General features: G+C 56.7%; 19 protein-coding genes. 2 read left to right on the top strand and 17 right to left on the bottom strand.

From position 1 onward, the window contains the following. The first annotated feature begins 232 nt into the window (after positions 1-232). Positions 233-427 carry a DUF3873 family protein gene (locus tag GKG34_RS04690; protein ID WP_005942104.1) on the top strand — a complete coding sequence of 65 codons (195 nt, stop codon included), beginning with the start codon at positions 233-235 and terminating at the stop codon, positions 425-427. 73 nt (positions 428-500) lie between these two features. Here GKG34_RS04690 and yqeB read toward each other — a convergent pair whose 3' ends face one another. The 10 genes from yqeB to GKG34_RS04640 are packed head-to-tail and all read right to left on the bottom strand — an operon-like array spanning position 501 to position 9,683. Beyond that, positions 501-1,316: a selenium-dependent molybdenum cofactor biosynthesis protein YqeB gene (yqeB, locus tag GKG34_RS04685; protein WP_154255691.1), complete on the bottom strand. Its 816-nt coding sequence runs from the start codon at positions 1,314-1,316 to the stop codon at positions 501-503. Further along, positions 1,313-2,368, bottom strand: a complete 1,056-nt coding sequence (locus GKG34_RS04680; protein WP_154255690.1) for an XdhC/CoxI family protein — start codon at positions 2,366-2,368, stop codon at positions 1,313-1,315. The genes yqeB and GKG34_RS04680 overlap by 4 nt, the downstream gene beginning before the upstream one ends. A 25-nt stretch (positions 2,369-2,393) precedes the next feature. Further along, the gene (locus GKG34_RS04675; protein WP_097775510.1) at positions 2,394-2,624 is read right to left on the bottom strand and encodes a DUF3343 domain-containing protein; all 231 of its coding nucleotides are present in this window, start codon (positions 2,622-2,624) and stop codon (positions 2,394-2,396) included. Between the two features lies 1 nt (position 2,625). Beyond that, entirely contained in the window at positions 2,626-3,765 is a 1,140-nt protein-coding gene (locus GKG34_RS04670; protein WP_347563421.1) for an aminotransferase class V-fold PLP-dependent enzyme, read from the bottom strand. After that, the gene (yedF, locus tag GKG34_RS04665) at positions 3,762-4,367 is read right to left on the bottom strand and encodes a sulfurtransferase-like selenium metabolism protein YedF (protein WP_044953727.1); all 606 of its coding nucleotides are present in this window, start codon (positions 4,365-4,367) and stop codon (positions 3,762-3,764) included. The genes GKG34_RS04670 and yedF overlap by 4 nt, the downstream gene beginning before the upstream one ends. 18 nt (positions 4,368-4,385) lie before the next feature. Beyond that, positions 4,386-5,420, bottom strand: a complete 1,035-nt coding sequence (selD, locus tag GKG34_RS04660) for a selenide, water dikinase SelD (protein ID WP_005942113.1) — start codon at positions 5,418-5,420, stop codon at positions 4,386-4,388. Further along, positions 5,417-6,124: a selenium cofactor biosynthesis protein YqeC gene (gene yqeC / locus GKG34_RS04655; protein ID WP_005942118.1), complete on the bottom strand. Its 708-nt coding sequence runs from the start codon at positions 6,122-6,124 to the stop codon at positions 5,417-5,419. The genes selD and yqeC overlap by 4 nt, the downstream gene beginning before the upstream one ends. After that, entirely contained in the window at positions 6,121-8,412 is a 2,292-nt protein-coding gene (locus GKG34_RS04650) for a molybdopterin cofactor-binding domain-containing protein (protein ID WP_005942120.1), read from the bottom strand. Before GKG34_RS04650 ends, yqeC begins: the two co-directional genes overlap by 4 nt. After that, on the bottom strand, positions 8,409-8,879 hold the full coding sequence (locus GKG34_RS04645) for a (2Fe-2S)-binding protein (protein WP_005942122.1): 471 nt from the start codon (positions 8,877-8,879) through the stop codon (positions 8,409-8,411). Before GKG34_RS04645 ends, GKG34_RS04650 begins: the two co-directional genes overlap by 4 nt. After that, entirely contained in the window at positions 8,880-9,683 is an 804-nt protein-coding gene (locus GKG34_RS04640; protein WP_005942124.1) for an FAD binding domain-containing protein, read from the bottom strand. 99 nt (positions 9,684-9,782) lie between these two features. Here GKG34_RS04640 and GKG34_RS04635 point away from each other — a divergent pair, with 99 nt between their 5' ends. Beyond that, positions 9,783-10,442: a nucleotidyltransferase family protein gene (locus GKG34_RS04635; RefSeq protein WP_005942125.1), complete on the top strand. Its 660-nt coding sequence runs from the start codon at positions 9,783-9,785 to the stop codon at positions 10,440-10,442. 3 nt (positions 10,443-10,445) lie between these two features. Here GKG34_RS04635 and GKG34_RS04630 read toward each other — a convergent pair whose 3' ends face one another. From GKG34_RS04630 to scfB, 7 genes are all read right to left on the bottom strand, one after another. Next, a complete protein-coding gene (locus tag GKG34_RS04630; protein ID WP_044953729.1) occupies positions 10,446-11,795 on the bottom strand; it encodes a solute carrier family 23 protein in 1,350 nt (449 codons plus the stop codon). A 299-nt stretch (positions 11,796-12,094) separates the two neighbouring features. Then, complete coding sequence (locus GKG34_RS04625; protein WP_005942133.1) at positions 12,095-12,937, bottom strand: sugar nucleotide-binding protein; 843 nt, start codon at positions 12,935-12,937, stop codon at positions 12,095-12,097. A gap of 68 nt (positions 12,938-13,005) precedes the next feature. Continuing rightward, a complete protein-coding gene (locus tag GKG34_RS04620) occupies positions 13,006-13,311 on the bottom strand; it encodes an AzlD domain-containing protein (protein WP_005942135.1) in 306 nt (101 codons plus the stop codon). Then, the gene (locus GKG34_RS04615; RefSeq protein ID WP_005942142.1) at positions 13,301-14,086 is read right to left on the bottom strand and encodes an AzlC family ABC transporter permease; all 786 of its coding nucleotides are present in this window, start codon (positions 14,084-14,086) and stop codon (positions 13,301-13,303) included. The genes GKG34_RS04620 and GKG34_RS04615 overlap by 11 nt, the downstream gene beginning before the upstream one ends. A 139-nt stretch (positions 14,087-14,225) precedes the next feature. Next, positions 14,226-15,746, bottom strand: a complete 1,521-nt coding sequence (locus GKG34_RS04610; protein WP_154255688.1) for an SPOCS domain-containing protein — start codon at positions 15,744-15,746, stop codon at positions 14,226-14,228. Between the two features lie 118 nt (positions 15,747-15,864). Next, on the bottom strand, positions 15,865-17,286 hold the full coding sequence (locus tag GKG34_RS04605; protein WP_154255687.1) for an amino acid decarboxylase: 1,422 nt from the start codon (positions 17,284-17,286) through the stop codon (positions 15,865-15,867). Further along, positions 17,283-18,734, bottom strand: a complete 1,452-nt coding sequence (gene scfB, locus GKG34_RS04600; protein ID WP_173015222.1) for a thioether cross-link-forming SCIFF peptide maturase — start codon at positions 18,732-18,734, stop codon at positions 17,283-17,285. Before scfB ends, GKG34_RS04605 begins: the two co-directional genes overlap by 4 nt. Positions 18,735-18,742 lie beyond the last annotated feature (8 nt).

Below are 18,742 nucleotides of genomic sequence, written 5' to 3'. Positions count from 1 at the left end.
AGCTGCCCCTGCAAAGCGTCAGCGGCAAAAAAGAAAATGCAGGAACAGGAATGTATCCTGTACGAATGATCTTGTCAAGACCTTTTGTGCCACAACCACAGAGAAAAACAAAACATATCTTTGGCCAAAAAGGCAATAGCAAACTTTTCCCCTGCGTGCTACAATAGCAAGCGTTGTGCGGCTTGCACCCGGCCGGCCGCTCCGGAATGCTGAAATCAAAGGAGAAGAAACCATGGAACAACTTTTTCTGATGCCCGGTGAAGAACGCTGCGAACGCTTCAAGGATGGCAACGGTATTCCGAGAGTTCACTACTCCTATCGCTCGATGCACGGTGCATTCTTCGACTGCGAGAGCCGCAGTTTGGAGGAAGCCCAGCGCCTGTGTGAGGACTGGCTGGTAGGTCAGGACCGCTGCTACCGCAACTGAAATGAAAAATAGAAACCTCCGCTTCCCTGTCGGTACTACCGCCGGGAAGCGGAGGTTTTTGCTTTTTACAGGTTTATTTCCACAGTTGAGCGCAGACAAGTTCCAGCACACTGCCCGCGATGCAGCGGGCCTTATCCGAAATGAGAAAACAGTTGGAAAGTTCCTCTTTGCGGGGATCTATATCGGCCACCTTAAAACCGGGCGTTACCGGATAACTGCTGCGCAGAATGCCGCGCAGAATGCCCGTGATCTGCGTGGTCACAGAGATCATGGCACCATCTGCCGTGCGGATCTGCGCAATGGTCTCACCCGCTTCCACGATATCTCCAATTTTGCGGAGATCCATAAATATACCGGCCGTGCCGGCATGGATCACGCGCTCTTTGCCGTAGCCGCCAATGATTCCGGGAATGCCGGTATCGGGGACGGCACTGCCTTCCCGAATGATGCGTCCCAGCCGGTGGCCGCGTTTGGTCTCCACCACCACATCCACATCCTGCCCGGCCGTGAAACCGGGGCCGAGTGCAATGGTCAGGGGTGCCATATCCCGCGTTGTGCCAAGATTCTTTTTGGCAAGGATCGCATCCACAAGGACATCCGGCTTTGCGGGCGCAATGCTTTTTCCTTGCGGGTCTACCAGAACAGGAACGGCATTCTGTTTCCAGACTTCTTCTGCCTGCGCCAGAGTTTCGATCCGTACCGCACGCAGACCTTCAACGGCGGTCTCACCTTCATAAACGGCTTCGCACAGAGAAACCTGCCGCCGGATCGCCGCCGGATGCTCCGCTTCCAGCACCAGCACACGCAGGCCTGCGCTCCACAGCCGGTGAATGGTGCCGGTAGCAAGGTCGCCGCCGCCGCGCACAAGGATCAGTGGATCCTTCTTCATTTGATCTCCTCTCCGGGCTGGAGTCGAGTCAATACGATCTCCATAGACCCACCGCAGGCAGCAATTGCTGCATCATCATTTTTGCCGTCTGCCGAAAAATGCAGCCGTTGATACGTCGGAGCGGCTCCCGTCAGCATTTCCTGTGCAGCCAGAATGGTGCGGTGCTCCATAATGCCGCCGCCCACGCTGCCCACAATAGAGCCGTCTGTGCGAACCAGCATTTTTGCGCCGATTTCCCGCGGCGTAGAGCCGTGCCGCGCCGCAATCACGGCAAGCACCGCCTGCTGCCCGGCGGCATCTGTCTGAGCCATGGCTTCCAGAAGGGCAGATGAAAAGCCCTCCGTCTGCGGACGCGCATTCTTGATCGATACGATCTGTGCCAGAATGGAAAGTGCGATCTCCTCTGCCGTCTGTGAGCCGATGGAAAGCCCGATGGGGGCGTACAACGCCTCCACTCTTTCGGCATCGATACCGGCTTCCAGAAGTTGACGGCGCACCAGTGCGGCACGCCCGCGGCTGCCCATCATGCCAACATAGGCTGCAGTTTTTTTTAATATCACCTTCAGGCAGTCCACATCAAATGCATGTGCCCGGGTGACGACCACAAAATAAGTCTCTGCGCCGTCAGGTACCTGCGCAAGCGCTTTATCAAACGGCAGGCAGAGCACTTTATCGGCTCCGGCCAGCCGCAGCTGCTGTGCATATTCCTCGCGGTCATCCATTGCAAGGACCGTCAGGCCCAGCAGCTTTGCAAGCTGCACAACGGCTGCAGCCACATGTCCACCGCCGCAGACTACCAGCTGCGGCACCGCGCCAAAGCGCTCCGCAAAGATGTCTGTGCCTGCAACAGAGTGGATACCAGCTGCTGTGCAGCCCTGCAGTTCTGTCAGGTGCTGCAGCAGTACGGTGCTGTCCCCCCTCTGCCACACAGGCCTGCCCTCCAGCAAAAGCAGCTGGCTCCCCGCGGCATCGCCCTCTAACTGGGCCACCATCGTCCAGCCGCCCATAGAACGGGCTTTTTGCAGCATTGTATAAAGCGGCATTTTACCCATGCGTCATTCTCCTGTTTTATCTTTATTACTGTTCTACTGCTGCAGCCTGATCGTAACGTGCCGGGTCCAGCCGGTTCTGCCACTGCTCAAATTCTTCCGGCAGCATCCGCCAGGCAAGGCCGCAGCCTGCGGAGATCTCGCGCGGCAGTGGGATGAGCCTGCCCGGAACCTTCTCCGCAAGGCACTGCTTTTCCCATTCCATGGCATCCAGCGTTGTGCGGAATGAAAGAACAATATAAGTTTTTTTGATGCGCATATCAGATCTCCTGTGCAAGCTCCTGAACAGCGGCTGCGGTCTGAAGCACTTCGGCTTCCGTATTGAAATGCGAAAAGCTGAACCGTACCACGCCCTGTTCCACCGTGCCCAGCGCTTTATGCATCAGCGGTGCACAGTGCGCGCCGGCACGCACACAGATGCTGTAGTCGTCCCACAGGATATCTGCAATGCGGGCTGAATCTTCGTCTCCAATGTTGAGCGAGATAATGGGAGCGTGCAGCGCCATTTCCGGGTCGCCGTAGATCTTCACGTTCGGCAGATCTCGAATGTTTTTATAAAAGAGCGCTGCCAGTGCAGATTCTTTTGCACACAGCGTTTCCACACCCTGAGCCAGAATCCATTCCACACCGGCACACAGGCCCGCCAGACCCGGAACATTGAGCGTCCCGGCTTCCAGAGCGGTGGGCATCTGTGCAGGATGCTGTTCATCAAAGCTGTGTACGCCGCTGCCTCCCACTACCAATGGCTGGATGGAAAGCCCCGGGCGCACATACAAGCCGCCTGTTCCCTGCGGGCCAAGCAGCGCCTTATGCCCGGTGAAGCATAGCACATCAATGCCCAGTGCCTGTACGTCAATGGCCTGTGAACCCGCCGTCTGGGCCGCATCCACGATCAGCAGCAGGCCGTGCCGGTGCGCAAAACCCGCTGCTTTTGCAAGATCCGTTCCGTTGCCGGTCACATTGGAAGCACCTGTTACGACCAGCGCCTTTGTATTGGGCTGAACCAGCTTATCCCAGTCATCATATTGCAGCCGTCCGCGCTCATCCACGCCTGCAAAACTGAACTGCAAGCCCTGTTCCCGCAGCCGGTAGAGCGGCCGCAGAACAGAGTTATGCTCACATACCGTTGTGATGATATGATCGCCCGGTGCAAAAAGGCCCCCCAATGCAATGTTCAAGGCCTCCGTTGCATTTGCCGCAAAGGCAATACAGGACGGGTCTGGTGCGTGGAGGAGCTTTGCCATTGCGCACCGTGCAGCATAAACAAGACGGCTTGCGTGCAGCGTTGGCTCATGGGCACCCCGTCCCGGATTGCCTGCCGTGCGCATTGCGTCCAGCACAGCCTGCTCTACCTGCGGCGGCTTGCGCAGGGTCGTGGCAGCGTTATCCAGATAGATCACGGTTTCACCACGTTGCCTGCCTGCGTCAGCTTTTCCACGATGGTGTACATGTTGGTCACACTGCCAACAGCAAGCTTTTCGGTCAGGCCATAGAAATTCAGGCAGGTGCCGCAGGTCATGATCTCCACGCCCTGTGCTTCCAGTGCCTTCAGGTCATCCAGCATGGGCGAACCATCACAGGTCAGGGACGCGCCGCCGTTATAGAACAGCACTGTTTTGGGCAGCTGATCCTGCTGGGTAAGTGCGAACACAAAGGCCTTGAGCAGGGACTTGCCAAGGTCATCTGCGCCAATGCCCATTTTATCAGAGCTGATGGCAACCACCGTGTCTGTGCGGGTGTCCGGTGCACAGGCCGGTGCTTCTTCAGTGGGTGTTTCGGACGCTTCGCCGACCGTGAACAGCACGCGGTATTCCCGCTCGGCCAGCTTTTCGGCGCTGTACTGATAACCTTTCTGCTGGGCCATTTTGGTAAGGTTCTGCACGGCGATCTCATTATCCACCAGCACTTCCACCTCACCGGCACCCTTCAGTTCAGAGATCGCCTTTTTGGCTTTTACAACGGGCAGCGGGCATGTGTCACCACGGGCATCAACTTTCAGCATCATAATTGTAGGTCTCCATCAGTATTTTACAGTGATTTCCTGTTCGGTTTTGGGTATGATCTCACCCACGATCTTTGCGGGCAGGCCAGCGGCCTGCAGCTCTGCTTCCAGCGCATTTGCTTCTTCTGGCAACACGGCCAGCAATAGTCCGCCGGAAGTCTGTGGGTCAAACAGCACCTCTTCCATTGCAAACGGCACATTTTCAAAAGTGACATATGGGCCGGTATGGTTGCGGTTGCGCTGTCCGGCAGCAGTATACAAAAAATCATCTGCCGCTTTTTCGGCTCCCGGTAGAACCGGCACCATCCGTGCATCAATGATACAGGAAAGCTTTCCGCCCATCATCTCGTGCAGATGGCCCAGAAAACTGAAACCGGTCACATCGGTTGCCGCGTGGACCGTATACTTTCGGCTGATCTCGGCAGCGTTTTTGTTCAGCGTTGTCATGGACGCAATGGCACCGGCCATATCTTCCGGTGCCGCTTCGCCCACACGGTTTGCCGTGCAGATCAGGCCCACGCCCAGAGCTTTTGTTAAAATCAGCTTGTCGCCGGGCCTGCCGGAATCATTCGTATACATTTTTTTCGGGTCCACAAGGCCAGTCACCGAAAGTCCGTATTTCACACCTGTATCGGCAATGGAATGCCCGCCTGCAAGGCTTCCGCCCGCTTCGGCCACCTTCTTGGCTCCGCCGCGCAGAATCTCGCCCAGAATGTTCAGATCCATGCTCTCCGGGAAGCAGACAAGGTTCAGTGCAGTCTTAACCTCGCCACCCATGGCATAGACATCACTCAGGGCGTTGGCCGCTGCGATCTGCCCGAAGGTATAGGGGTCGTCCACCATCGGCGGAAAAAAGTCCACCGTCTGCACCAGCGCAATATCATCTGTTATGCGGTACACGGCGGCATCATCCCGGCTGTCGTAGCCCACCAGCAGGCTCGGGTCTCTTGCACCGCGCGGCAGCTTTTCCAGAATACGGCTCAGCGCTCCGGCTCCCAGCTTTGCGGTACATCCGCCGCCGGTGCAGAACACGATCTTGCCTTCTTTGCTCATGCACGTTCTCCTTTCTCGAAATGAGACGTAGCGCAGGAAATCCGATAAATTTTTTTCAGAATATCAGCCACCTGCCGGGCCAGAGCAGCCTGCTCTTTTGTATCGACCTGATTGAGTACAACATAAAAGCTGCGATCCCCTACAGCCTTCCTTCCACCGGCTTCACTTGCAAGCAGCTTTGCCAGAAGTTCCGGTGTCAACTGCGCATCCTGCGGAACACAAAGCAGCTCTGCGGCAAGCTCTGCCCGGAAACAGACCTCCCGGAGCGGATGCCTCAACGCAGAAAGCCCTGCTACGGCCAGAACCGTATCGCACCGCGGTAAAAGCACCGGCTCGTGCGCAGCGGGTGCCTTGCAGGGCATCCGTTTTGCGCCGTCCGCTTCAATGAGCACGATATCTGCAAGGGTCATCCAGCGCTCCAGCTGTGCCTGCGGCGGGGCCGTCAATTTGCCGCCGGGTGCAGCGGTTCCGGCCACGGCATAACTGCCGCACTTCCACAGGCGGAAAAGCTCTGCATCCGTCTGTGCCCAGACCCCGCCGGGCGGCTGCATAATATGGGTGGTGGTAGCGGCCAATACCCGCCAGCCCTTGCGGGCGCAGTGCGCAGCCAGATTGTACATCAGTGTGGTCTTTCCGCCGCCGCCCACCAGAGAAATAACATGTCCCTTCTCCGCAAGAAACGGAAAAATTTTTTCGTCGATCATTTCTGCTTTTCTGCAACTGCCATGGCGATTTTTTCCGGTGTGATGGGCAGCTCATAGAACCGGGTACCGATAGCGTTATAGATGGCATCGGAAATGGCAGGCAGCGGTGTATTGATGACGACCTCGCCGATGGACTTTGCGCCAAAGGGTCCGTTGGGTTCATAGCTGCTCTCGAATTCAACCTTGATCTTGCCCACATCGGTGCGGGCCGGAATTTTGTACTGGAACAGAGAGTTCTCTTCCGGGTAGCCATTTTTATCGTAGGTGATGTTTTCGGTCAGAGTCATGCCGATGCCCTGCAGCAGACCGCCCTCAGCCTGCACACGGGTCAGGTTCGGGTTGATGGGCGTGCCGCAGTCCACACAGGCATCAAACTCCAGCAGCTTTACCTCGCCGGTCTCAGTATCCACTTCCACCTCAGCAGCACCAACCATGAACGGCGGCGGCGACAAAGGCGAAGTATGTGTTTCGGTGGCTTCCAGCGGAACCATGTGGCCGAACTGAGAAGCATACGCGATCTCGCTCAGAGACTTTTTCTGTGTGGGATCTTTGCTCTTGAAAACATCTTTTCCATCAAATTCCACCTCGTCCTCGGTGCATTCCAGCAGCTCTGCGCCCAGCTTGCAGATCTGGCCGCGCAGCTTCATGGCACACTTTTCGGTGGCCTTGCCGGTAACGTAAGTGGTACTGGACGCATAGGAGCCGGAGTCATAGGGCGAGGTATCCGTATCAGCTCCGAAGACCGTGATATTGTCCAGCGGGCAGTCCAGCACTTCGGCGGCGATCTGCGCCAGTGTAGTGTCACAGCCGGTGCCCATGTCGGCCGCACCGATCATCAGGGTGTAGAAGCCGTCGTCATTCAGTTTCAGGGTGGCACTGCCCACATCCATGCCGGAAATGCCAGAGCCCTGCATCGCCATGCCCATACCGACAGCGCGCACCTTGCTGTTGCCCATATCACGGGCAGGGTATTTGTGCTCCCAGTCGATCATATCCCGCACCTTGACAAGGCAGCGGTCCAGCGCGCAGCTGGTGTTGACAGCCCCATAGTAGGCGGGCATCACATCGCCCTCCTGTACGGCGTTTTTCAGCCGCAGCTCAAAGGGGTCCATATTCAGCTTATGAGCCAGTTCATTGACAGCAGATTCTACCGCAAACAGGCCCTGCGTTGCGCCGTAACCGCGGTAAGCACCGGCAGACATGTGGTTCGTATACACCACATCACTGATAAAGCGGAAGGCTTCTGCCTTGCCGTACAGCGGGATGGACTTGTGACCGGAAAGGCCCACGGTCGTAGGGCCATGCTCACCGTAAGCACCGGTATTGGAAAGGGTGTACAGATCAATGCCCTTCACAACGCCGTCCTTCGTAGCACCCAGCCGCACATGGATCTCCATTTCGTGACGCGGCGAGGATGCGATCTGGCTTTCCACACGACTGAAAATGATCTTGGAGGGCTTTTTGGTCTTCCAAGTCACAAAAGCCGGATACACCTCACTGACCGCCGTCTGCTTAGCACCAAATCCGCCGCCGATGCGGGGCTTTGCCACGCGCACCATAGATTTGGGAATATGCAGTGCGTTCGCAATATTGCGCCGTGCATGGAACACGATCTGCGTGGAGCTGAGCACATTCAGCCGCCCATAGGTATCAATGGAGCAGTAGGTGCGGAAGGTCTCCATCATGGCCTGCTGGCAGGCTTTGGTGTGGTAAATGTGGTCAATGACTATATCGCTGGCTGCAAGCACTGCATCGATATCGCCGGAGCCACTCTCATCGTGGGCGCAGAGGTTGCGTTTGTTGTCGGCTCCCACCGGACACAGACTGGCCCAGTTGTCCTCCGGATGCACCAGAATGGGGTTGTCCTTGGCAGTGTGATAGTCCAGCACTGCTTCCAAAACCTCATATTCCACCTTGATGAGCTTGAGAGCCTTATCCACGCACTTTTCGTCCTTACCGGCCACAATGGCCACCACATCGCCCACAAAGCGCACATGGCGGTCAATGAGCAGGCGGTCACGCGGACTGGCTTCCGGATAGGTCTGGCCAGCCTGCGTGTAGCGCGGCGCATCCTGCGGCACATCCTCCCATGTAAAGATCGCCTCGATGCCGGGCACCTTTTTTGCTACAGCCGTATTGATAGTTTTGACGATGGCATTTGCGTGCGGAGAGCGCAGCAGCTTTACGATCAGGCAGTCCTGCGGGATCACATCGTCCATATAGACGGGCTGGCCGGTGACCAGCTGCATGGCATCCTTTTTACGGAAAGGCTTGTTGATGGTACTCATTCTGCGGCCTCCTTCTGCTTTTTCCATGCCAGAAAGTTCATGATGCCGCGCAGCTGGCCCTCATAGCCAGAGCAGCGGCAGAGGTTGCCGGAGAGATATTCCTTCACTTCTTCCTCACTGGGGTACGGATTCTCGCGGAAGAGGGCCAGCGCGTTCATGATAAAGCCCGGGTTGCAGAAGCCACACTGCTCTGCACCCTGATCCGCGATAAAGCCGCCGAACTCCGCTGCTTCTTCCTGCAGGCCTTCCAGTGTGGTAATGCTGTGGCCGCTGGCACGCGCTGCCAGTACCGAACAGGACAGCACCGGTTTCTCATCCAGAAACACCGTGCACAGACCGCAGTTGGAGGTCTCACAGCCGCGCTTAACGCTTTTGCAGCCGTGGGCACGTACAAAATCGATCAGCAGCATATCTGCAGCCACATCCTCTGTGACCTTGATGCCGTTCAATGTAAGAGTGATCTGCATTTAATTTTCCTCCTGTGCCGTGCGTGCTTCCAGTTCCAGAACAGCACGCTTTGTCAGAACGCCTGCCAGATGGCGGCGGTACTCGGCATTGCCGCGCATATTGGAGCCAGTGACAATTTTTTGCTTTACTTCATCGGCAAAGTTCTGCGCCAGTTCCTGCGCAGAAACACCCGCCTTTGCCGGCAGCTCAAACAGCACAGCCTTGAGCGGCCGCGCACCGATTGCAATGCGATAGCTGCCGTTTTCCAGACGGGCGGCAGCGCAGGTAAGCACCGGGATATCAGTCTGGCTGTTGCGCACGGACTGATAGAAAAATTCTGCTTCTTCCTTTTTAACGATCAGCCGCACAAGGATGTCCCGGTCATAGGGACGCTCGGCGTACTCCCGCAGAGACACGATGCCGCCCTTGTACAGCTCTACCGAACAGTCCATGGCCATAAACAGCGTGAGCACATCGGAAAAGCCGAACCGGCTGTAGATGCTGCCACCCACAGTTGCCAGATTGCGCAGCTGCACGCCCACGATATGCCGCAGCGCTTCCTTTACCGCGCCATGGGTATACGCAGCAAGACCGGCGTGCTCTTCCAGCTGGCGCAGTGTAACCATGGCACCAATGGAAAAGCTGCCCTCGGTCTCCTCTATGGTGTCCAGTCCCAGACCGGACAGGTCGATGGCTGTACCGACATTGATGTTCTCCATTTTGAGCCAGATCATGCCGCCCAGCACACGGTTGGCCTTTTTCTGGTTCAGCTGCCACGCTTCTTCCAGACTTTCGGCCTGCTTATATTCTCGGATCGTCATCATAGATGCAGGTTCCTCTCTCTTTTTTTCTCTGTTCTTTTATTTTAACACAGATTTCGATATAATACTATTGTGAATTCGTTTCAGAAAGAGTGGTACTATATGAAAGAACTTCTTCCGGTGGGCTGTGTCATCATGGCATCCGGTCTGAGCCAGCGCTTCGGCTCCAACAAACTCCTTGCGCCGTTCTGCGGGGAACCGATGCTATGCCGCGCATTTGCGGCGACCGATACTCCAAAGCTTTCGGCCCGCATCGTGGTGACACGTTCGGACGAAGTTGCGCAGCTTTGCCGCTCCCGCAATGTTCCGGTGCTGCTGCACGATCTGCCCGGTCGAAACGATACGGTGAGGCTGGGACTTTCCGCGCTGCTGGAACAGGTTCCGGAGCTTTTTGGCTGCATGTTCCTGCCGGGAGACCAACCGCTTTTGTGCCGCGAGACAGTGGAAGCCATGGCAGGCATCTCCGGATGGGATCAAAGAACTCGGCTGGAACGGCAAAAAGAAACAGAACGGGAGATCTTCCGTCTGGGATTCCGGGTCCGTAACGACCCGTCTCCCCTTACTGGAAGTCCCGTTCTGTTTGAAAAAGGACTTTTTCAGGAACTGCTCACCTTGCCGCAGGGCATGGGCGGAAGTGTTCTGCTTCGGAAATATCCCGCGCATGTTCACACCGTTTACATTGCGGATCGGAATGAATTGGCCGACGCCGACACGCCCGAAGCACTGGCGCAATTGGAAGCGCTGGCCCGGCAAAAGCTTTGAGCTTTATACTGCCTTGTCATCCTTCGGCAGCAGCACATTCAGCAGGATCGCCACGAACGCAGCCGGAACGATGCCGGACTCGCCGCAGATCAGCTGTAAAGCGTGCGGAGCCTGTGCCAGAATGCCGCTGTTGGCACCCATGCCGTAGCCAACACCCAGAGCCACCGAGACGATGGTAAGCTGACGCGGGGTCATCTTTTCCTTGGTGATGAGCTGGATGCCGCTGACCACGATGGAAGAGAACATCATAACGGCAGCACCGCCCAGAACGGCCTGCGGCATAATGGAGATCAGTGCGCCGAGCTTGGGGATCAGGCCGCACAGGATCAGGAAGATGGCACCGGAGGCCAGAGCCATGCGGTTGACCACTTTGGTCATGGCCACCAGACCCACGTTCTGGCTGAAGGAAGTGTTGGGCAGTACACCGAACAGAGCCGCAAAGGAGGAGCCCAGACCGTCACAGATCACACCGCCGGACAGCTCTTTATCGGTGGGTTCACGATTCATGCCGCCCTCCATGACACCGGAGATATCACCCACGGTCTCAACAGCGGTAACAACGAACATGATCATCACCGGCATAATAGCGCGCATATCAAACACGATCTTGACCGGCATCAGCTTGGGAATGGCAAACCAAGAGGCCTGTGCCACCTTATTCCAGTTGAGCACCCATGCCTTGGTAAACTCTACACCATCGGCAGTGACACCGGTGGTGGGCAGCACCAGACCCATGACAAAGGCCGCAACGTAACCGGCCAGAATGCCGATCAGGATCGCGGAAGAGCTGAGGAAGCCCGTGGTCCAGTGCTTGAAGATCAGAATGACCACCAATACGAACAGGGCAAGCAGAAGATTTTCCATGGAGCCAAAGTCTTTTGCGCTGTTGCCGCCGCCAAAGGAATTGATGCCCACCGAGATCAGCGAAAGACCGATGGAAAGTACAACCGTACCGGTGACGACCGGCGGGAAAAACTTGCGCAGAGGCTTGAGGAAGAAGCCCAGCACGCTTTCAAAGATGCCGCCGATGATGGATGCACCCATAATGGCACCATAGGCCAGCACACCGCCGCCCATGCTGCCGACAACACTGTTGAACACGCCGATAAAACCGGAACTGGTGCCCATGATGATGGGCACACTGCCGCCCACGGGGCCGATGGTGAACAGCTGCACCAGTGTGACCACACCGGCCACGAACATGGCACTCTGCAGCAGCGTGACCTGCAGATCTGCGAACTCACCACCCGCAATGCCGCAGGCACTGGTGATGATCAGCAGCGGGGTCAGGTTGCCCACAAACATGGCGCAGACATGCTGCAGACCCAGCGGGATGGCCTGTTTCAGGGACATTTTTGCGTCGAACTGATACGCCGACTCTTCGAGCTTGACTTCCTTCAAATGTTCCACTCTCCTCAAATCTTGACAAAAATCATTCTTTTCGACTGCTTTACCAAAAAAGCGGATTTATTATAGCAAAACTGCGTATCCTTGTAAATTAAGTATGACTTTTTCGTGAACGGCTGTTTCCCGCTGAGAAACACAAAAAGCAGGGCGCTTTGTGCGTTTTTTCCGCTTTGGTCGGAAGAATTTCGCGCAGAACTCCTGCTTTTTTGTTTTGTTTTATTTGATTTTTGTGCGATATGGAAATTTTACAGCGTTCTCAGCCCGTAATCTTTTAAACAGCGCTGGATGCCCTGCTGAGTGGTGTCGAACCGGATGCCGAAGCGTTCCAGTTTTGTGGTGTCCATCACAAGGTTCCGGCCCCAGCTTTCTTCCTCGATCTGCACAGCGATTCCCAGCGTTTCGGCAAACTGCCGGGCGGTGCATACCATGTTTTCAGCATTGCCGCTGCCAAAATTGTATACGCCGCCTGGCAGCGTCATGGCAGGCTCCAGATTTTCGATCACCTGCCGCACATAGGTCACGCCGCGGTGGTCGTTCCGGGAGAAGCGCAGAGCCTCTCCCTTCAGCGCGGCACGCAGAAGATTCAGCGGCAGATTGCCGCGGATGGGCAGCCCATAGCCGGGCAGGTCATACATCCAGCTGGCACGCAGATGGACCGAGTCCGGGCAGAGCTCCAGCACACGCTGCTCTGCTTTCAGCTTGTATTGGCCGTAAATGTTTGCGGGATGCAGGGCCAGTGTTTCCGGCAGCGGCCCCTGCTGCTGCACACCAGCATAGACCTGATCCGAGCTGAATGCCACCAGCTTTGCCTTCGTCTGCTGCGCAGCCCGTGCCAGCCAGACTGGCAGCTCCACATTGGCACGGTAAGCTTCTGCCGGATGCTGCGCACAGTAACTGGTATCGGAAAGAGCGGCGGTGTGCAGGATCACATCCGGATGCAAAGCTTCCACCTGTGCACGGGTGAGAGCTTCATCGGCTGTACAGAAAAAGCCTTTTGGAAGGGCGCAAAGCTCGTACTTTCCCTGCCACTGCTGCAAAATGCGGGAGCCGACAAAGCCGCCTGCACCGGTGATAAGAATTTTTTTCATGATAATTTCCTCCTGTAGGGCAATGAAAAAGTGCCCAGCAGCATGACAGCCTGCCGGGCACAAAAATTTTAAAGGAACAGTTCCAGCACGAACACGACGGCACAGCAGGCCACAGATACCTGAAACAGGCTTGCGCCGAACCAAGCAGCTGCAATGCCTACCACCAGCGCCATGGCACCGGCAGCCGGGCTCTGGGTCGCGTTGACAATGGCCGGGAAGGTCATGACCGCCAGCGTCACATAGGGCACATAATACAGAAACGACTGAATGAAGCGATTTTTGATGGGCTTGCGGATCAGTGTGAGCGGAAGGATGCGGATGGCATAGGATACCAGCGCCATCACTGCAATGTAAATGTAATGATTATGCGTCATGCTCTGCCTCCTGCTCTTCTGGATTTACCGGAAAAAGAACTGCTGCAGCGCTGGAAATGAGCACTGTGAGCAAAATGGTGCGCGTGCCCTCCGAAAGAGCGGAGATACCCGGCAGGTAATTGCACACAAAGCTCAGTGCAAAGCTGATGGCAACAAGTGCAGCTACCACCCTGCTCTTACGCGCCGGAGGAATGATGATGGCAAGGAACATGCCGTAAAGGGCAACGCTCAGCGCACTGACAGCCCGCAGCGGCAGCAGATTGCCCGCAATGATGCCCAACGCTGTACCGATGGCCCAAGCCGGTGCCGCCAGCAGAATGGCACCGTAGGTATAATATGGGTTCAGGCTGCCGGGCCGTGCAATGGTGATGCCAAAAAGCTCGTCTGTCACATCATAACCGATGAGCAGCCTGTGCCAGAAGGGTGTGCCCGGCGCAAAGCGCTGGGCCAGTGCGCAGCTCATGAGCAGATAGCGCGCATTGGCAATCAGTGTGATGATGGCCACTTCCAGATAGGTCGCATTGGCCATGATGATGGCAAATGCAGCGTACTCGCCTGCCGAAGCGTTGTTCAGTAGGCTGACCAGAAAGCCCTGAAACGGGGTAAAGCCTGCCCGGCGGGCCGCAATGCCCAGCGAGAAGGAAACAGCAAAATAGCCCAGCGCAATGGGAACGCCATCCCGCATGCCCTCACAGAAAATCTTTTTGCTGAAAGCCCAAACCGGCCTTTCTGCATTGACAAGTTCCGGGGCAAGGAGCTTACTTTTGGAATTCATCTTTGTTTTTTTACTCCTTTCCTATTTCAAACACCGCTTTTTATTATACTCTCCCGCACACAGAGAAGGAAGGGCTTTTTCACTTTCTTTTCGGCACAAAAGGAAAACGCCGCCTGAAAAGGCGGCGTTCTTCGTCGATTTATGCGCCCGGCACCAGAAAATGCATCGCCTGCGGCAGGACCTGCGTACCGGCTTCCAGCCCATTTGCCGTCAGGATCTGTGCCGGTGACACATGGAACCGTCTGGCAATGCCGAACAACTCCTCCCCTGCCTGTGCATAGTAGATGCGCAGTGCGATCTCCGGGTCCGGAGTCGTCAGCGGTTCGCCCAGCTCAATGCTGCCGATGCCCGAATGTGTGCTCCGGCAGAGGATGGCTCCTTCGGCACGGGCGGTGACCGTCACTTCCAATGTGCCGCCAGTGCAGCTGCACTGGATGTTCTCGGTGCTCAGCCAGCATTCCGGGCTGAACTGTGCACCCGGCGGGGCTTCTACTGCAAGCGGAAAGACAAGCTCCAGTGTTTTTTCGTAGCTTTCCAGCTCGGCAAGACTGTTCTCGGCAAAGGCGGTGGCAACGGCACGCACCGTAAAGGCCCAGCCGTCGCGGTAAGGTGTTACCTGCGCCGGTCCATAAGACACAAAGCAGGCGCGCAGCTGAGCATCCGCATCTGGCAGCGGCCCGGAGACCGTGGAAGATGCTGTCTCGTTCAGCATACAGGCAAGATCTTCTGCTGCCAATTCCTGCGGCGTGACGGCGGTTTCAAACTGCGTAGAAAAGGCATCCGCTACGTATTGCAGCTGGCAGGGCCGCCATGCGTGCAAATGCATCATCACGCTGGCTGTCAGTTGGCCGCTGGCTTCCTGTTCGCCCTCCGCAAGGGCAAAGCCCACCGGCTCCAGCACGCACATGCATCTGCAGTCCTCTGCTACGCCTTCCAGATCCACCACCTGATTGAACGGCAGGGATGCCGCCTGACTTTGCAGGCTGCTTTCGCCTTCCGCACGCCAGGCGCATTGGGCACGTACCTCGCCCTTGACCACTGCCTTGCCCGCCAGCAGCTTTACCTCCCGCACGGCGGCACTGCCGGTAATGTCCAGAATGGCTGCGGGCGGCTTTGCAAACACAAGCTCCCCTTCCACAGTGACCAGCTTTTCCAGCACCGCGGTGCTGCGCACGCCGTTCAGCGTCTGCAATTTCTGTTCAATGCCGCCATCGGCCAGCGCCGTGATCAGTTCCTGTTTATCCTGTGTATGGATAGTAACCACAAGACCATAGGCTCCGCGCACCTCGATGCGGTGCGGGTTTACCGCCCGGCAGTTGAGGTATTCGGTCTGCCCTTCTACCATGGCCATCCAGCTGGTGAAGGAAAATTCCGGCACCTCCAGCTGCTTTGTAAACGGCAGCTTCTGCTCGGTCTGGCAAAGCCCGGCCCCGTCCTCGCCCTGATAAAACACAGTGCAGCGCAGATAGCCTTCCAATGTAAGCCGCCCGGGCTGCAGCTGCTTTTGCAGCACCACCGGTTTTGCAAAGCATTTGACCAGCTTGAACACCGGCGGAAGATAATCTGAAATCAGGATCTCGGTTTCCAGCGGAAGTTCTGCCTTGACGGTGCAGCTCGTGCCTGCCTGTGGCAGCGTATCCCGAAAGATCTTCAGTTCCATGCAGTGTGCTCCTTTCCCTGTCCGTCTCTACTGGAAAGGTATGCACATGCTTTGCAGGATATGCGCGCAAAAAAGGCACCGTGCAAAACGCACGATGCCTTTGGGCCTTTTGAAACAATCAGATCGTTTTGCGCAGGACAGCCGCCTGCATTACATGGTATTTCTGCATCAGCCGGACGGCAGCCGGTGTGATCTTCTCGCCGCTGACCACAATGGGGATCGCAGGCGGGCAGGAAACCGTCGGCATAGCGCAGATACGCCCCACCGCCTGCTCTGTGGGCACCTGCTCCTGCGGAGCAAACACGGCCTGCCGGATGCTGCAGCAGGTGTGCAATTCGTGTTCCAGCTCCAAAAGCTCACGATCGTTTTTTTCCGGGAGCGGGAACGGTCCTGTAAGGTTTTCCACAATGTGGAGAACGGCAGAAGTCAGCCGTTCAAAGTCCTGCGGCGGATTTGCCGGGGTGAACATCAGCACAACATAGCGCGGGTCGGCATATTCGCACTCGACCTTTGCGCTGCGCAGCGCTTCTGCAAGCTCTGTGCCGGTCATGCCCAGTGTAGCAGCATCCAGCGTGACCTTGAGAGGTTCGCTTTCCAGTGCCAGCGGCCCCGGGCAGTGTTTTGCCGCAGCGGCTTCGTTCAGCTCCCGGCGCAGGCGGGTCAAATATCCGCAGCACTGCAAAAGCCGCAGCGGATAACCCTCCGACAGAACCTGATTGCATTTGTCCAGCGACTGCAAGATCAGGTAAGACGGACTGGTGGAACCAAACAATGCCAGTGCATTGCGCACAGCGGCTTCGTCCTGAATGGGGGCATTTTTGCCCAGATGCAGGTATGCGCCGCCAGTGACAACGGGCAGCGTTTTATGGCCGGAGTCGCAGCACATGGCCGCGCCCAGTGCAATAGGATGCTGACCGCCCTGCGGCAGAAAACGCAGGTAAGCACCGTGGGCATTATCCACCAGAAGCGGAACGCCAAAATCCTTGCACACTTCGGCCAGCGCTGCAATATCCTGCACGCCGCCCAGATAATCCGGACTGGTGACATAGATACCAAAAGGCTTCCTGCCCTGCTGTGCCAAACCCTGCAGAGCACCTGTCAGCTTTGCAGCTGACACCGGGCAGCTGCAAAGTGCACCGGCATCCTGCGGCGCAGGCCAGAGCCACTGGATATCAAAATCCAGCAGCGCCGCCGCATACAACAGCGCTTTGTGAGCGTTGCGCGCTGCCAGCAGGACCGGGCGCTGTCCGGCTGCGGGCGCAGCCTGCAGTGCAAGGCACAGCATTGCACGGATGCACTGGGACGAGCCCTCTGTGCTGTAATAGGTATGCACCGTGCCGAACAGCCGGGTAGCGTTGGCTTCGCTCTGGGCAATGATGCCGTCAGCCCCATACAGTTCATCCGCACCCTTTATTTCGGTAATGTCCCACGGCTCAAAGCCCAAAAGGCTCTGGCCCTTGTGGCCGGGCATATGCAGCCGCGAGGTGCCGGACTGTGCGTAACGGCGCACAAAATCCACAATAGGCGTGGTCGTGCTCATTCGCAGGCTTCGCCATCAGCACAGGCGTTACAGGTAGAACCAAGCTCAATAGGCACCTCGATGCCCTTGGCGGCAAGTTCCTGATTCTCAGCGACCTTGATCATGATAGCGCATTCCATTCGCTTTTTGAACAGCTCGCAGCCGTACTCATACACACCGGTAATGTTGCCGGTAGCGTGGTAGGAGTTTGCTGCACAGCCGCCGGAGCAGTACAGCTTTGCCCAGCAGTTCTGGCACTCCTTGCGGGCATAGGCGTTGCAGTGCTTGAACTCATCGCGCACGGCAGTGTTCGTAACGCCCTTCCAGATATCGCCCATCAGGTACTTGGGGTCGCCCACAAACTGGTGGCAGGGGTACAGATCGCCCCAAGGAGTAACAGCCATGTACTCCGTGCCGGAGCCACAGCCGGAAATGCGCTTGTAGATGCAGGGGCCGCCGGTGAGGTCGATCATGTAGTGGTAGAAGGTAAAGCCGCGGCCCTCGCGGTTGCGCTTGATCATTTCCTTGGCAAGGATCTCGTACTGTTCCTTCAGGATGGGCAGATCTTCCTCGGTCAGGGCACTGGGGTCGCCAGGCTTAGACACCACAGGCTCCATGCTCAGCTCAGTAAAGCCGAGGTCGGCCATGTGGAAGATATCGTTGGTGAAGTCGGTGTTGTAGTGGGTGTAGGTGCCGCGCATGTAGTAGTTCTTGTCGCCGCGCTTCTTCACGAACTCCTGGAACTTGGGCACGATGGTATCGTAGCTGCCATGGCCTGCATAGTCCTTGCGGAAGCGGTCGTTGACCTCTTTGCGGCCATCCAGACTCAGAACGACGTTGTGGCACTCCTTGTTGCAGAAATCGATCACATCGTCATCGATCAGCATACCGTTGGTGGTCATGGTAAAGCGGAAGTTCTTGTTGTGGATCTTCTCCTGCTCACGGCAGTAAGCCACCAGCTTTTTGACCATGTCAAAATTCATCAGCGGTTCGCCGCCAAAAAAGTCCACCTCAAGGTTGCGGCGGGTGCCGGAGTTTTCGATCAGGAAGTCCATGGCACGCTTGCCCACTTCAAAGCTCATCAGCGCACGGTCGCCCTGATAGCGGCCCTGCGAAGCAAAGCAGTAGGAGCAGTTCAGGTTGCAGGTGTGTGCAACATGCAGGCACAAGGCCTTGACCACGGTGTTGCGGTTTTTAAAGTCGAAAGCCATATTCTCATAGGTATCCGGGGTCCACAGCTTGCCTGCTTCCTTCAGGCTGGTCACATCATCGATGCACTGACGCAGATCTTCCTCCGTGACATCCTCGCGGTCTCCATACTTTGCCATCATAGCCGAAACGATCTCGTCAGCAGTATGCTCCGGGTACATGGCAATGATATCGTATGCAACATCGTCCACCACATGCACCGAGCCGCTGCAGGTGTCCAGCACGATGTTATAGCCGTTCAATTGATACTGGTGTACCATTTTACTCT

The sequence above is a fragment of the Faecalibacterium sp. BIOML-A4 genome, assembly GCF_009679665.1.
In the GTDB taxonomy this organism is placed as follows: domain Bacteria; phylum Bacillota; class Clostridia; order Oscillospirales; family Ruminococcaceae; genus Faecalibacterium; species Faecalibacterium taiwanense.
Note: the sequence above shows the minus strand (reverse complement) of the source record. Positions and strands in the feature narration are given on the sequence as shown.